General features: G+C 47.6%; 11 protein-coding genes. 5 read left to right on the forward strand and 6 right to left on the reverse strand.

The features are described from left to right. Positions 1 to 53 precede the first annotated feature (53 nt). Positions 54 to 2,051 carry an excinuclease ABC subunit UvrB gene (gene uvrB / locus NST47_RS00390; protein WP_341159571.1) on the reverse strand — a complete coding sequence of 666 codons (1,998 nt, stop codon included), beginning with the start codon at positions 2,049 to 2,051 and terminating at the stop codon, positions 54 to 56. A 260-nt stretch (positions 2,052 to 2,311) separates the two neighbouring features. On the opposite strand from uvrB, the gene NST47_RS00395 reads away from it, so the two are divergent. Both NST47_RS00395 and NST47_RS00400 read left to right on the forward strand, forming a co-directional pair. Continuing rightward, positions 2,312 to 3,100, forward strand: a complete 789-nt coding sequence (locus tag NST47_RS00395) for a flagellar motor protein (RefSeq protein WP_240419884.1) — start codon at positions 2,312 to 2,314, stop codon at positions 3,098 to 3,100. Continuing rightward, the gene (locus NST47_RS00400) at positions 3,087 to 3,866 is read left to right on the forward strand and encodes a flagellar motor protein MotB (RefSeq protein ID WP_341153477.1); all 780 of its coding nucleotides are present in this window, start codon (positions 3,087 to 3,089) and stop codon (positions 3,864 to 3,866) included. Before NST47_RS00395 ends, NST47_RS00400 begins: the two co-directional genes overlap by 14 nt. 235 nt (positions 3,867 to 4,101) lie before the next feature. Here the strand turns inward: NST47_RS00400 and NST47_RS00405 are convergent, their stop codons facing one another. From NST47_RS00405 to ftsE, 5 genes are all read right to left on the reverse strand, one after another. Beyond that, a complete protein-coding gene (locus NST47_RS00405; RefSeq protein WP_341153478.1) occupies positions 4,102 to 5,367 on the reverse strand; it encodes a PDZ domain-containing protein in 1,266 nt (421 codons plus the stop codon). 157 nt (positions 5,368 to 5,524) lie between these two features. After that, positions 5,525 to 6,976, reverse strand: a complete 1,452-nt coding sequence (locus NST47_RS00410) for a S41 family peptidase (RefSeq protein WP_341153479.1) — start codon at positions 6,974 to 6,976, stop codon at positions 5,525 to 5,527. Positions 6,977 to 7,063: 87 nt separating this feature from the next. Next, the gene (locus tag NST47_RS00415) at positions 7,064 to 8,344 is read right to left on the reverse strand and encodes a murein hydrolase activator EnvC family protein (protein WP_341153480.1); all 1,281 of its coding nucleotides are present in this window, start codon (positions 8,342 to 8,344) and stop codon (positions 7,064 to 7,066) included. Positions 8,345 to 8,408: 64 nt separating this feature from the next. Further along, positions 8,409 to 9,326, reverse strand: coding sequence for a permease-like cell division protein FtsX (gene ftsX / locus NST47_RS00420; protein ID WP_341153481.1), 918 nt, complete (start codon positions 9,324 to 9,326; stop codon positions 8,409 to 8,411). Then, the gene (gene ftsE / locus NST47_RS00425; RefSeq protein ID WP_076233466.1) at positions 9,316 to 10,002 is read right to left on the reverse strand and encodes a cell division ATP-binding protein FtsE; all 687 of its coding nucleotides are present in this window, start codon (positions 10,000 to 10,002) and stop codon (positions 9,316 to 9,318) included. Before ftsE ends, ftsX begins: the two co-directional genes overlap by 11 nt. A gap of 303 nt (positions 10,003 to 10,305) precedes the next feature. Here ftsE and NST47_RS00430 point away from each other — a divergent pair, with 303 nt between their 5' ends. From NST47_RS00430 to NST47_RS00440, 3 genes are all read left to right on the forward strand, one after another. After that, positions 10,306 to 11,787 (forward strand): VanW family protein, encoded by a 1,482-nt coding sequence (locus NST47_RS00430; protein ID WP_341153482.1) that lies wholly within the window; start codon positions 10,306 to 10,308, stop codon positions 11,785 to 11,787. A 238-nt stretch (positions 11,788 to 12,025) separates the two neighbouring features. After that, positions 12,026 to 13,540: an extracellular solute-binding protein gene (locus NST47_RS00435; RefSeq protein ID WP_341153483.1), complete on the forward strand. Its 1,515-nt coding sequence runs from the start codon at positions 12,026 to 12,028 to the stop codon at positions 13,538 to 13,540. 46 nt (positions 13,541 to 13,586) lie between these two features. Beyond that, a complete protein-coding gene (locus NST47_RS00440; RefSeq protein WP_341153484.1) occupies positions 13,587 to 15,755 on the forward strand; it encodes a hypothetical protein in 2,169 nt (722 codons plus the stop codon). Positions 15,756 to 15,799: the final 44 nt, after the last annotated feature.

Genomic DNA, 15,799 nt, shown 5'->3' on the forward strand with positions numbered 1-15,799 from the left:
AAGCGTCTGCCTTCTTATCCATTATAAACGATTCAGCCGATTACTCCTATCCACTACAAATCGGCTTTTAATTCCATGACGGCATCACGAAGCTCAGCCGCTCGTTCAAATTGCAGGTTTTTGGCGGCATCCTTCATTTCCTTCTCCAACCGTTCGATCAAGGACATTTTATCCTTTTTGGACATTTTGGCGCCCTTAATATCGGTCAAATAGTCAGCCTTCTGCTCGGCTACCTTGACGGCCTCGATCACATCACGGACTTTTTTCTGAATCGTTTGTGGTGTTATACCGTGCTGCTCATTGTGGGCTAGCTGAATTTCACGACGGCGGCTCGTTTCTCCCATCGCTTTAGCCATCGAATCCGTAATTTTATCCCCATACATGATGACACGTCCGTTGGAGTTCCGGGCTGCCCGGCCAATTGTTTGAATCAACGAACGCTCAGAGCGCAGGAACCCTTCCTTATCGGCATCCAGGATGGCAACAAGCGATACCTCCGGCAAATCAAGACCTTCCCGCAGCAGGTTAATACCGACGAGTACATGAAACACACCGAGCCGCAGATCACGTAAAATTTGCATCCGCTCCAATGTCTTGATATCGGAATGCAGGTAACGCACTTTAATGCCGATTTCCTTGAAATAATCCGTCAAGTCCTCCGACATTTTCTTCGTTAACGTGGTAACAAGCACACGCTCATCCTTGCGGATACGGTCATTGATTTCTCCCAACAGGTCATCAATCTGACCCTTGGTTTTCCGCACTTCTATAATCGGATCGATCAGACCGGTAGGTCTAATAATCTGCTCCACCATGACCGGACAATGCTCCAATTCATACGGTCCCGGAGTAGCTGATATAAATACAGCCTGGGTGACCTTATCCTCAAATTCCTCAAACCGCAGCGGCCGGTTATCCATCGCCGATGGCAGCCGGAAGCCATGCTCCACAAGCACTTCCTTCCGTGCACGGTCACCGTTGTACATTCCGCGAATTTGCGGCAGGGTCACGTGAGATTCATCGACCATGATCAGCATATCATCCGGAAAGTAGTCAAACAGCGTATAGGGCGTTGCACCTGACTCACGAAAGGTTAACGGCCCCGAGTAGTTCTCGATCCCTGAGCAAAACCCCATTTCCTGCATCATCTCGATATCGTAGCGGGTCCGCTGCTCCAGCCGCTGAGCTTCAAGCAGCTTGCCCTTGGCATTAAGCTCCGCCAGTCGTTCCTCCAGCTCCCGTTCGATATTGACAAGAGCTCGTTTCATCGTATCCTCATGGGTTACGAAGTGGGAGGCCGGGAAGATTGCGATATGATCCCTCTCACCAAGGATTTCACCCGTTAATACATCGATCTCTGTTATACGTTCAATCTCATCCCCAAACAGCTCCACCCGAACCGCATGCTCACTATGGGAGGCCGGGAAAATTTCCACAACATCACCGCGAACACGAAACGTGCCGCGCACAAAATTCAAATCATTTCGTTGGTACTGAATGTCGATTAAGCGATGCAGCAGCTCGTTACGGGAGCGCTCCATGCCTACTCGCAGCGAAAGAACCAAATTGCGGTATTCAACTGGTGAACCCAAACCGTAAATACACGATACGCTGGCAACGACTATCACATCACGCCGTTCAAATAAAGAGCTGGTCGCGGAGTGCCGCAGCTTGTCGATTTCTTCGTTAATGCTGGAGTCTTTCTCAATAAAAGTATCTGAAGAAGCAATATAAGCCTCTGGTTGGTAGTAGTCATAGTAGCTGACGAAATAGGAAACTGCGTTGTTAGGGAAAAATTCCTTCAGCTCACTGCATAGCTGAGCGGCGAGCGTTTTATTATGAGCAATCAACAGCGTTGGCCGATTGAGCTTGGCAATGACTTGGGCTGCCGTGAACGTTTTACCTGTACCTGTCGCACCGAGTAGGGTTTGATGCTTTTGTCCGGATTGGATACTTTGCAGCAGCTGTTCTATAGCTCGCGGCTGATCGCCTTGAGGCGTATAATCCGAAATCAATTCAAAGGGTTTGTTGCTCATCGTCACTTCGTTCATTCCATCACCGTCCATCGAATGATCAATTTTTCTAAACTTTTGACCGCTTGCTTCCGATAAATAATATGCAACTCTCGACGAAGTCTTACATCCATCGACAATGAGCTGCATAGGAATACCTGTTCCCATGTATTATACCTTTTTTCATCTTTTGTTGCAAACTGAGAATGCTTCCAACTTTAACAAGTTGACCCTGGAAGCAAGACATAATTGATCCATAGAAGGCCAGCATTTTACTCATTGTAAGGGTGGTAGGAAAAGTGGATTTAACAACGATTTTAGGTCTTGTTATCGGTCTGGGTGCTTTGATAGGGGGATATATGTGGGATGGTGGTCATCTCGATGCGCTTATCGTCCCTAGCGCCATGCTCATCATTTTTGGTGGTACGGCGGGTGCCGTTGCTATCAGCTTTCCGATGTCGCGTTTAAAAGAAATTCCGAAGGCGCTCGGTATGGCTTTCAAGGAAAAGAAACGGGATCCGAACCTGATTATTGAAGAGCTTGTGGATATGGCTACTGTCGCCAGACGGGAAGGTGTTCTCGCACTGGAGCAGCGCGCTCAGGAAAACCCGAACGATTTTCTGCGTGATGGGCTGATGATGGTTGTTGATGGTACCGATCCTGAATTAACCAGGCAAATCCTAGAGCTGGAAATGGACGCTCTGGAGCATCATCATGAGGGCTGGGCCAAAATCTTTGAAACTGCGGGTGGCTATGCACCAGCCATGGGTATTATCGGGACCGTTATGGGTTTGATTCATGTCTTGGGCAATCTATCCGATCCAGGTACATTAGGTCCTGCTATCGCAGTTGCATTTACTGCTACGTTGTACGGGGTTTCCTCAGCCAACGTGATATATCTTCCGCTAGCTACTAAGATCAAGATCCGCAGTAAGGAACAAATTTCCGAAATGGAATTGATGCTGGAAGGCATACTGGCTCTGCAAGCCGGTGAAAATCCACAATTGATCAAGAAAAAGCTGAAATCGTTCCAGCATCAGAGCCATAAGAAAGCTGAAGGCGCAGGTGATCCAGGTGGCGAGGAATAGGAAAAAGCATCCTGAACATGAAAATCATGAACGATGGTTAATCACATATGCGGACTTGATTACACTGCTCTTAATCTTCTTTGTGATCATGTATGCGATGAGTAAAATCGATATTGAAAAGTACTCAGTGCTTGCCCAATCGCTGAATTTTCAATATACCAAAGCAGAGTCGGTGCTGCCTGGCGGCGATGGCGTGCTCGGTCGTGTCAATATTTCCAAGGCAGATGAAGGCAATAAGAATCAGAGCGCCGACAAGGATAAGAAGGATAAAGAAGATAAGGAACAAAAAGAACTTCGCGAAAAACAGCTTCAGGATCTGATGGAAAAAATCCAGCAGTACATACAGCAGCAAAACCTGCAGTCCCAGGTATTTGTCGCTAATACACCAAGAGGCATTACCGTAACCTTGAACGATCTGTTTGTATTTGACCTGGGTAAAGCCGATTTGAAGAAAGAAGCTTATCCGATTCTGAATCAGTTAACGAGCTTGTTCCCTACCTTGGACTCAACCATCAGTATTGAGGGACATACGGATGATCTGCCGTTAGCCACGGGATCGCTATTCAAGGATAACTGGAGACTTTCATCAGAACGTTCACTCTCTGTACTGCGCTATTTTACAGATACGATGGGTCTGGACTCCAAAAAATTCATGTCCAGTGCATTTGCCGATACCCATCCGGTTGTCAATAATGATTCTCCTGAGAATCGCTCCAAAAACCGTCGGGTTGAAATCATTGTGCTGCGCGAGCCGACAAAACCTTAATACCATCTATAGAGAGAAAAGGTATCAGTCATTCTGCTTTAATCATAACTGTGAGCCATCCATAGTCACTATCCAAATCAGAGCTTGCACGTTGGACAGCAAGCCCTCAGTATAGATAGTAAAAAAAGCTAGCGGAATTTATTTCCGGTAGCTTTTTGTTCCTTGTGGAACAATTTTCATTTTATATGTTCTACATAATCGAATGAATCCATACAAAGAACCCTATATGTTCCCATCACTTGCTTATCGTACCCGGTAGCTTTCTGCTTAAATATCGCCAAAAATGTACCGGTTTCTCCTCTACGTAGTAAGGTGCATCCTGATCTGGAACGAGGAGAATACCCAACTGATGATGCTCTCCAGAAAACATAGGTCGCTTCAAAAATTTACTCTCTCCAGCCAGGTTCAGTACCTCAAGCTTGCAAAAGGCCGAATTCAACTGCATCGCATGGTGTAATTCATGTTTGGACCTAATTGGCAGGCCGTTGACTTTGTGGATAATCTCACCTGCTTGTATACCCATCTCATCGCCTGCACTTCCAGGCAAGACTCCCAATATTTTTAATCCACGCGGATCTTCCACAAAATACGGCTTTCGATTCGATTCGTCCCAACGGCTGTACATTCTTAGTCCTTCGTGAAGCAATATGCAGCCCAGACATGCAATCAGGGTCGCCACAGGCCCTAAATAAGCGAGAGCCGCCAGCAGCAGCACCGCACCCGCATACATGAACAACAGATTGGAGCTGAGCCTGGCTTTCTCTTCCGGCAGCCGCGATAAGGTTATATCAGCAAACCCGATCATCATCGGAAACCCGATAATTGTCCAGCCTCCGCCCCATAGTCCTGCACCCAGCAGTGGTGTCCAGGGCAGCAACGTGCCTCCACCTTGAAAAGGGACCACAAGGAATAACACAACGGGCCAAAAACCCTGTAATTGGTAGCCTCCGACGATTTTCCCGCGTTTGCTCTCGTAGAACATGGGTGTCCCTGTACGAGCCCCCCTCGTGCGAACCAGTACGGCTTCCACTATGTGCAAGATCGCAATCAATGCCAGTAAGGATGGCATATTTAATGCAAGCAAAAGCTCCGTCAACCAAGACAGACCAGCTACTGTATGTAGGGCGGGGATGAATATCCATATCGATTGCAGGATGCCGATAAGTCCAATCGCATAAGCCCAGCATAAAAATCGCACCCGAATAAAGAGCAGCAGCAAAGCGATAACCCATAATATAAGTACAGCCTCGACTTGTATCGTTGCGCCAATAAACGCCATCAGAATAGAAGCTGCGATACCCCCAATCAAGCCCCACAGCAGCGTCTGCCACGTTTGCGACAGTATCGAATGCAGCTTGGTATGAAACAATTTACGCTCCAGACTTATTTGTCTACGGTATTGTAAAATGACAAAGCATATGCCCACATAATAAAAAGGATTGATCAGTAATTGAAGCAGGGCCTGCAGCCCTTTAAGTGCGATTTCCATAAACACGTTCATGCGGAAAGCTCCCTCTGCAACAATAAAATAGGAAGGCGGACGTATCCACCCTCCTCACTATGATTCGACGCAGAGTAGGCCGATTCCTGCCCACCTCTTTATATAAACCTTACGCATTCAACGGAGCAAGTTTCCTGCCGCTGTTACTTTTATACTGTTACTTCGGCATGATGGACTGCAAATGCTGCGTTGCCGCCTTGAGCTGCAGATCATTTTTGGGATCTTTAATTTCTGCCAAAATCATCTTTTCCAGACGTGTCGCTGTCTCGGTATCAACTTCTCCGGTAATCGGTAGATTTTGCATCCGCTGGAAGGCTTTGACCGCCAGAGCTGTTTTTTCACTGAAATAGCCATCCGCGCGTTCCGGATTCAAGCCAAGTCCCTTTAGCATCGTCTGCAGATTTTTAACGTCCTCGCTGCTCGTGTCCTGCACCAGGGTTGTCTTCTTCGTTAACGGAGCTACTTTAAAATAAGCAGGTTGATCAATAGCAATATCAGGCGCGATCCCTTTTTTGTGAATCCAGGTACCGCTTGGTGTCAGCCATTTATACACCGTCATTTTGATATTGCTGCCATCGCCCATCTCCTTTTCGAACGTAACCTGCACCGTACCTTTACCGTATGTGGTTTCTCCTATCAGCTTGCTGTCGGAGGAATCATGCAGGGCGCCTGCCAATATTTCCGATGCGCTGGCACTGCCTTTATTGATCAGTACCGTCACGGGATAATTTTTACCTGTACCCTGGGAGGTGGTGTCCTCCTGCTCACCCTTGCGGTTCTCAATCTTCACAATGGGTTTACCCTTCGGTACGAACGGCTCAACAATTTCAACAACCGCCGATAGCAGACCGCCCGGGTCGTTCCGAACATCAATAATCAAGCCTTTCATCCCTTTGGCCTCGAGACCTGCTAACTCATCCTTGAACCTTTTGGATGTATTGCTGGAAAACTGACGAATTTCAATTTTACCGATATTGTTCGGAAGCATCTCCGCATACACTGTTTCCACGTCGATATCATCCCGCACAACCGTCATTTGAATCGGGTCGGAGGAACCGGAACGCACAATTTCCAGCTTGGCTTGTGTGCCCTTGGGTCCGCGGATTTTCATGATCGCCTGATTCAGCGTTAAGCCATCCAGCTTCTCGCCGTTGACCGACAAAATGACATCATTGGCATGCAATCCCGCCTTTTCCGCTGGTGAGCCCTTGATAGGAGAAACGATCGTCACCTTGCCTTCCTCGGAGGATACCTCTGCGCCAATCCCCTGAAAGGAGGAAGTGATGCTCTCATCGAATTGCTTGGCTTCCTTTTGATCCATATAGACAGTGAAAGGGTCCTCCAACGAGGACAGCATGCCATTGATCGCACCTGTCATGACCTTATCATGATCGACCTGGGACAAAAATTTGCCTTCAATCAGCTGATAGGTAGTTGACAGCTTATTCATGTCTTTCGTGCTTAGTCCGGAAGTCACCGTGGAGCCTACGGCCCCACCCTTCAAACCTGCCGCCAATGTCGAAGGGTTCACGATCATGAGCGTCATGATGCTGCTGGCGAACATGGCCAACAAAACAAATAATATAACCGTACGTCCCTTGAAGTTCATACTATTAAATACACCGCCTTTATGACTACCTTTATTGGACTCGTCTTTGTAGTGTATGACAAGCCTCTAGAAATTATTAACAGCGGTTTAGCGAAGATATGGCTTAGGATCTACAGGATCCTCGTTAATGCGAACCTCAAAGTGAAGATGATTGCCCGTTGACTCCCCGGTTGAACCCACCTCAGCTACCTTTTGGCCTCGTTTGACGTTATCTCCCTTCTCCACAACCGTCCCCCCGTTACGGATATGTCCATACAACGTCCAATAACCATTTCCATGATCTATAATAACCGTATTTCCGTATCCGCTCCACCAGGAAGCGACAATCACGACACCATCGCCGGCAGCTAAAATGCTCGTTCCGTTGGGAGCTCCGAGGTCAATGCCCTTATGCATCGTTTTCTTCCCATTAAACGGATCGGAGCGATAGCCAAAATCGGAGGTCATTGGAGCCACTTTAGCTAATGGATAAGCAAATTTGCCTCCTGTGAATGGTGCTGCCGGAGCTGGGGTCGTGCTGTTGCCAGGGGTAGCGCTATTGCCCGCCTTTGCTTTGGCCTTAGCCGCCGCGGCGGCAGCAGCAGCCTCAGCATCTTTGCGCTTCGCTTCAGCGAGCGCCGACTGCTTGCGTGCCTCTTCAACCAGCTTTTTTTCCGAGTCTTCACTAATATCCTCGAGCGTATGTTTCTCTTCCTTTTCCTTTTGCGAGAGACTGGCGATCATAACTTGCTTTTCTTTCTCTTTATTATCCAGATCCGATTTGTGAACAGCCTGCTGGGTATACAAATCCCCAACCTGACTCAGCTCCTGCTTAATCTGCTTTTCTTTGCCCTCTTTCTCCGTTCTGTCCTTGCGATTATCCTCCAATATATGCTTATCTTGATTTACTATAGCATTTAAAGCGTTCAAACGATCCAGAAAATCACCGAAGCTCGTAGAGCTCAGCAGCACATCCGCATACGAAACCACACCGTTCATATACATCAATCGAAGACGCGACTTCAATAGCTTGTCCCGAGAATCAATACGCTCCTCAACCTCTTCCAGCTCTTTGCCGTTAATAGCCAGCTTTTCCTTGCCCTCACTAATCTGATTATTCAGATCATTCAGCTTCAGATTGGCCGTCACGATCTCCGCTAGCAGCGTGTTCAGATCCTTAGTAACAGCCTGCTTCTCCTGCGCGATTTTATCAATTGTGGATTTTGACTCAGCAGCCTTTTTCTGATTATCAGAAAGCCCTTTTCTTAGCTGGTTAAGCTCCTGCTCAATTCGCTGAGTGGCAGAAGAAGCAGCGCCTGCCAACTGCGGCACTATTAACGTACTGACCAATCCTGCCGATATGATGAAAGTTAACACATATTTCTTCAAACTGCGGTTCCCCCCATAATTAGACTAGACTGGTATGGACGTTAAATGATTACCAGCAACCGGTTTAGACCCGTAAAAATTTGCGAACGGACAGCGTACTTCCCCAAATGCCTATTAAGATTCCAATCCCGAGCAATAAGCATGACATCGTCATGTAGATCTGTTGAAATGGCAGCAATTTAATCATCAATAAATTTAAATCCAATTGGGTGGACTCCATCATCTGCCAATAGCCATACAGCAGGACCCCGACCGGTATGACTGAACCTACCACGCCAAGCAATGCGCCCTCTATAAAAAATGGCCAGCGAATAAAGGAATTGGTGGCTCCCACCAGCTTCATAATAGCTATTTCACGCCGCCTTGCGATAATCGTCAGCTTAATCGTATTCGCGATCAGGAACATCGCCGTAAGCGCCAATCCCGCAACCATCGCAAGACCTACATAACGGACAATTTTCGTGACCTTGAACATCGTTTCTACCGTTCCTTGCCCGTAGCTGACACGATATATCGGTTTAGTCGGCTTTTTATTATTGATTTCCGTAATTTTTTGGGCAACACTCGCCACCTCGCGCGGTGCCAGAACCTCGACGGTAAACGAATCGTTCAGCGGATTGTTCTCACCCTCAAAGCCTTCCAGCAGCTGTTTACCGCTTTCACCAAGCTTTTCGCGCAAATAAACAATGCCTTCTTCCTTGGACACAAATTTCACCTTGTCGACCTGAGGAATCTCGCTAATTTCATTTTGTAAAGGTTGTATTTGATCTTTAGGAATTTCCACATCCAGATATACACGAATTTCAACCTGTGATTCAATTTGCTCTGCCAAAAAGTTGACATTCAAGGTCAGCAGCAAAAAGACGCCGAGAATAAACAATGAAATCGAAATCGAGCTGATCGAGGCAAATGACATCCAGCCATTGCGGATCACATTTTTACCGCCCTCGCGAATATGGCGGAACCCTGTGCTAATCCTCATAGCCGTATTCACCCCTGACCTGATCTCGGGCAATTTGACCATCTTCAATCGCAAGCACACGTTTACGCATCGTATTCACAATTTCTTTATTATGGGTTGCCATAATGATGGTCGTACCGCGAAAATTAATTTCTTCCATTAGCTTCATAATGCCCCACGACGTATCGGGATCCAGGTTACCTGTCGGCTCATCCGCAATAATAACCGTCGGGTTGTTCACGATAGCCCGGGCAATCGCGATCCGCTGCTGCTCGCCACCGGACATCTGTGTCGGCAATGAGCTCGCCTTATCCCGCAGCTTGACCAATTCCAGCACCTCAAGCACACGCTTTTTGATGATTTTCTTCGGCGCTTCGATAACCTCCATCGCAAATGCGATATTCTCAAAGGCGGTCAACTTGGGCAGCAAGCGGTAATCCTGGAAAATAACGCCGATATTGCGCCTCACATAGGGTATTTTACGCTGCTTAAGCTTTTCCAGGTTAAAACCGTTTACGAAAATACTCCCCTTGGTGGGCCGTTCTTCTCTATAAATCAATTTCATAAATGTCGATTTTCCTGCGCCGGACGGTCCAACGACATACAGAAATTCGTTGCGATTCACTTTGACGGTGATCCCTTTCAATGCTTGACTGCCGTCTGGGTACGTTTTCCACACATCTTGCATTTCTATCACGGTATCACATCCTGATTGTTTAAGTAGATAAGAACGTATAAATGTGCTTATACGCGCTCGCTACCTGAGTAAACGATAGCCATCCTGTTCGAATCATCACGCTGATTAACCTCGCTAGCTTATATGGTTTCGACACTAACAGTCAAATTCCTTCGTATGGAAATGATTTTCAGCATTTTTTCAGTTTTCTTGCTGGAACAGAGAACTAGTCAAGTTCCCCCAGAGGATCGCATATACATCTAGTGTACGAGCAGAACCTCTTTAACGGCAAAGGTACTTTCAAAAAAGGGAGTGCATCCTATAGTGAAATACCGGAACCCTTATCTACGTCTTTTTGTTTATATGTTGATGATAGCTGCTATCGCTTGTGTGGGAATTGCTCTATACGGCCTGCAGAATCGAATGCCTGCAGGATATACAATAGATGATTGGCATGTGGGCGAGATTACTTACACGGAATTCGAGCAGCAGCTTACCGCACACACACAGCTTGTGCGGCAGCAGCCCCTTCGCTTGGTCAGCACGCTGCCCGACATGAAGCTGCCTGCCTTCACTGCTACGATGGAGCAGTTAGGCCTTCGCGTGTCCGTAGAAGATGCACTTGTGCCACTCACGCAGCTGCGTACGGGGTCACCCTGGACTCGTGCGGCATCCCGTTGGCAGCTGCGTGAGCGGCATCTGGCACTTCATTACGAATTTGATCCCGCTGTACTACATGGAGCACTTCTCCAGCAATTGCCCGCTCTGTATGGACAACAACCAAGTCCTGCTCAGCGCATTGTGGGACCTACCGATGAGATCAGCTATATCCCTGATAGGCCAGTAAATCGTGTAGACGAGGCAGCTTTGCTCCAGTACTTGCAAAAGGAGATTCATCCACTTGGGGCCACGAATCGGATATCTTCCCAATCAGAGGAAAGCGCGGTACCTATCGATATTCCTCTATCCTTTGTGACCCAAAAGCCAGACCTTACGATTTCCGTTCTCCAGGCTCAGGGGGTGGATCGCAAAATCAGCGAGTTCTCTACACCACTCATGCAAACAAGCGAAGGTCGCCTGCACAACGTTCGCTCGACGGCATCGACGATCCATGACCTGTTGATGAAACCGGGGGATATCTTTGATTACGCAACCTATATAGCGCAAACTGAGGCTCGGTTCGGCTTTCAGGAGGCTCCTGTTATCGTAAATGGCAAGCTTGTCCCCGGGATCGGCGGCGGCATCTGTCAGGTATCCTCCACCCTTTACAATGCCGTACTGCGTGCTGGACTTACGATAGTCGAAAGACGCCATCATTCCTTGCCAGTTAGCTATGTTGCACTTGGACAAGATGCAACCTTTGCAGCTGGGCACATTAATTTTCAATTTCGCAATAGCACAGACAAGTACTTGCTCATCCGAACGTCGGTAGATGATCGGCAAATGACTGTTAAACTATTTGGTCAAATTCCCATCGATACGACATACGCCATCGAATCCCATACGATTCGCACGCTTCATCCCGAAATCCGCTATGTGGCTAATCCTACTTTATCACCAGGCAAGAAGCAGCTTATTAGTGAAGGTAAACCAGGGTATGTGGTCGATACTGTACGCTATAAAAAACAAGCAGACCGGATCATTTCCCAAGAGCGTATCTCGCTGGATACTTATGCCGCACAGCCGACGATTATCGCGGTATACCCGACCACTCCCTCGGGTCAGCCTGATCCCAAGCTTCAGCCAGCCAAGCCTTATGAAGCACCCTTGGTCGAGGATGGGATTAAGGGACCTGTGTATAGATAAGAGAAGCATCCTTTTTCAAAGTTTATTCAATGAAGAACCATTCAGCTTGACACCGATTCCATATTAGACCATGCATGGCCGGCCCTTAAGCCGGCTTTTTGTTTTCACGGATATGCTAGTTCAATTAACGGATTTCGTGTATATAGCGATAACAAGCGGCTTGATACAATGAACCATATCATCGATCCATACAAAATGATGTCAGGAGGATACCATCGTGAAACAAGGGGGAGTGTACATGAAATCCATTTCGCTAGCCATGATAGCGGTACTGCTTGGAGGAATCACTGCAGGATGTTCGGCAGGCGGTTCTCAAAGCGCTGAGAAGCATACGGAGACAACCGCATCCGACAAGGTTGCAGAAAAGCCAGTGCGGATCGAAGTGTTAAAGCCAGGGGCAGGACTGCCCAAACACGAGGAGGATGCGCTTAAGCAAGCGATCGACAAGAAGCTGAATATTGATCTGGATATGGTAATGGTGGGCGCAAGTGATTACAAAAATAAAGTCAACGTCAGGCTCGCTGCCGGAAACTATCCGGATGTGTTCGAGCTCGACCCAGGCGAAATTAAAGCTTTTGCCGATAAAGGACTCCTGCTCGATTTGACACCGTATATCCCGAAGCTGAAGACACTAATCGACTTCCAAGGAGAGGATCATTTCAAGAGCGGTTGGATCACTGGGAAGCAGTTGGCTATCGGATCAATCAGCCGAGACGGCAACATTCCTTTCAATACGTTCTGGATTCGTAAGGATTGGCTCGATAAACTTGGACTTCAGCCACCAAGTACTCTCGACGAATTCAAAGCGGTCGCGCGTGCGTTCACGGAGCAGGACCCTGACGGCAATGGCAAGAAGGACACATTTGGATTGACAGGCTTTGAGTTCGGTGCATTTTCTCCCTTATTTGGTTCGTTTGGCGTAGGCTCTCCGGGCACCTTATATCTGAAAAACGGGAAGTTGACCGATGCATTGTTCGACCCCGGTATGAAGGAGGCGTTGACTTATCTTAAGAGCCTGATCGAATCGGGCGGTGTCGATATGGAGTTTATTACAAACAAAAACGGGCTCGCGATGGAAAAAGCCTATCAGGGCAAAGCAGGTATTATATATGCGGGCTGGCAGTCCATACTCAGAAAGGATAACGAGGAGAAATGGAAGAGCGTCAACCCTAACGCAGAGTGGATTCAGCTGGCTTCGCCGGGCGGGCTAAGCGATGCATCGTTTGATTACGGCAAGGCATCCCATTTATACGTCATATCCAAAGCGGCAGAGAAGGACCCGGTCAAGCTGCAAAAAATATTGGATTTCTTCAATTACATCGCTTCCCCAGAAGGATTAAACCTGGTTTCTTACGGTATTGATGGAAGACATTATAAAAATATAGGCGGCAAGATACAGCCTAACGAGCTGATGGATAAGGAAGGCGGATATTTTTCGCTTTATCAAATGGCGGGGCGTAAGGAAATCGAATACTTATCAATTCGTTTTCCTTATGCGGATAAGGCGCTTCAATTTACAAAGGACCAGCGGCGCATTAACGAACTCAACAGCAATCTATACAGTTATCCCGACGGGTTTAATAAAAACGACCTGGAGCGCTTTACGAAGGATGAGCTGATCAAATTTATATTCGGGAAACGCCCGATCTCCGAATACGATCAGTTCCTGGCAGCGCTAAAGCAAAATTTTAAATATGATGCTTACATGGAGCACGCCGCCGCATTACTGAAGGAGCAAAACATGCTGAAATAATTGGTAGTCCATTTGTAAATCTGACCATATACAAGGAGGAATTGAGATGAGCATTCCGCAAAAGCCGACAACACGAACTGCGATGATCGTCGTATTGCTGTTTACGATACTTTGGTCGCTACTTGGTCATGATCTGCGTTCAGTGAAAGCGACCGAATGGACCGAACAGACATTGGTTGAGGAAAATTTTGATGGGTATGCGAGTAGAAGTGAGCTGCCGACAACGTCGATGCTGCCGGTATGGTGGAATTTCAGCACACCTGCCAACACAAGCGTAACGCTTGACGCTTATGCGCTATCATCGCCAAACAAGTATCTTAAAATTAACGACACGGGTACGAATACCGCATATGCGCAACTCAATTTCGGCAGCCTGTCGAGCGGAAAAGCCATCGTACAATTTAATATCAAAACCGAGGCGGATCCAGATCCGACACTCAAACATGAGTATTTCGGCGCCACGCTGTACAGCAGCCAGAACGAGGTTATTACGCAAATTCAAAACAGCACTCTGGCGAGTGGTTACATCTTCAAAATGCTGCAAAAAAACGCCGCAGGCCAAACTGTATCCACGCCGATGCTGCCAACCGGCTCCTATACGGATGGCGCTTGGTATCAGATCAGACTGGAGGTCGATTTTGCCCAAAAAAAAGTAAAGGGCTACTGCTACGACCTAACCGGGACCACGCTGCTTGGAACGGTGGATTACGAAGGATTTCAAATCCCTGAAGCCACCCATATATCGGCGATTAAATTTGTATCTACTTCCTCTGGAAGAGGTGTTCTCGGTATAGATAACGTGAAGGTGACTTCGTTCACGACGGATGAGAACCCTGGCACGCCGTCCGTGGAACATATTACGGTTGATGTAGCGACCGTGCTTAGCGACGTGTACAATAAGCCGCTCGGTGTTGTCGCCAATCATACCGTTGATTCGGACGTTTATCACCCAAATCGGGGGAACACGTTTGTGGAATCGCTGCAGGCGCTCGGAGCGGGAACGGTCCGTTTCGGTGAAGGCGAGGCTAGTGACCGCTATTTGTGGACAGGAGCGCCTTATCCGACAACAAGCGAAAGTCCACTTCATCCGCAGCTCTCATACTATTATTCGACAGGGCACGTGCTGAGTAATAGTGAGAGAGCGCTACTGAACCCGGACGGAACGTACAAGGAAACGCAGGATTTTAATGAATTTATGCACGCAGTAAACGAAACGGGAGTACAGCCTTTCGTCATTGTCGGCCTAGATGCAATGAAAGCAACAGGTGCGGACTGGGCGAAGACGAAGGAAGAGCTGAAGACAGCGGCAGTCGAGTGGGTCCGATATGCCAATGTAATTAATTCATGGAACGTAAAATATTGGGAAATCGGGAACGAGCCCTTCTACACCTCGCAATCAGGCTATATCTGGTCGCCGCAGGATTACGCCGACGTGTTTAACGAATTTACCGCGGCCATGAAAGCAGTGGACCCTTCCATTCAGGTCGGCGTTCCTGTATATGATTCGGTGTCGTGGAATAGCGTCGTGATGCCTGCCGTTTCAAGCCAGGCCGATTTTGTCGCGGTACATCTGTATGGAACGACCAATGTCAGTCCCATCGATACGGTGATCAACCATATCAATCAATATTTCAATTCGTCAGATCGTGACCGAATTAAAATATCAATTACCGAAACGAATACGTACACGGCGGGCAGTCCATTGCCAAATGATATAAGCCGGGCTACGCTACTTGCGATAAAAATTGGAAAAATTTTGCAATACGATAAAGTGGATTATATTCATTTTTGGGTGACACGTAAAGGTTTGAACAACGAACCGACTGATGAACGATCAGCGATTGACGAAGATGGAAAGTTGCTTCCGATGGGCAAGGCGATTCAAGTGTGGAACCGATTTTTGCTGGAAAAAATGGTATCCACCACCGGAGCCAGCCAATTGTCAACTTTTTCCAGCTACTCGCCTTCTAGCCAGAAGCTTTCCGTATATTTAATGAACTCGAATACCAATTCGATCACCGTCAATTTAAATTTGCAAAACTATACCGTAGGAGCGGATACCGAAAGATGGGTACTGAAAGGCACGAGCGCGACGGATACAAATCCAATACTCGCCGAAGCCGAGCCAATCACATACGCTGACGGAAGCGCAAGCTTCGTACTCGATCCCAGCTCGGTTACGGTGATTACCTTTGCGCCTTCCACCTCGAAGTAACGGTAAGCAGAAACAATATGTTCGGCCGCGTTGTTAAACAGTTC

The sequence above is a fragment of the Paenibacillus sp. FSL H8-0034 genome (genome assembly GCF_038000305.1).
In the GTDB taxonomy this organism is placed as follows: domain Bacteria; phylum Bacillota; class Bacilli; order Paenibacillales; family NBRC-103111; genus Paenibacillus_S.

What these genes read in the sequence shown, in the direction of transcription:
- uvrB (WP_341159571.1), bottom strand. Translation starts at nt 2,051, where the DNA reads ATGAACGAAGTGACGATGAGCAACAAACCCTTTGAATTGATTTCGGAT.
- NST47_RS00405 (WP_341153478.1), bottom strand. Translation starts at nt 5,367, where the DNA reads ATGAACGTGTTTATGGAAATCGCACTTAAAGGGCTGCAGGCCCTGCTT.
- NST47_RS00410 (WP_341153479.1), bottom strand. Translation starts at nt 6,976, where the DNA reads ATGAACTTCAAGGGACGTACGGTTATATTATTTGTTTTGTTGGCCATG.
- ftsX (WP_341153481.1), bottom strand. Translation starts at nt 9,326, where the DNA reads ATGAGGATTAGCACAGGGTTCCGCCATATTCGCGAGGGCGGTAAAAAT.
- NST47_RS00435 (WP_341153483.1), top strand. Translation starts at nt 12,026, where the DNA reads ATGAAATCCATTTCGCTAGCCATGATAGCGGTACTGCTTGGAGGAATC.
- NST47_RS00440 (WP_341153484.1), top strand. Translation starts at nt 13,587, where the DNA reads ATGAGCATTCCGCAAAAGCCGACAACACGAACTGCGATGATCGTCGTA.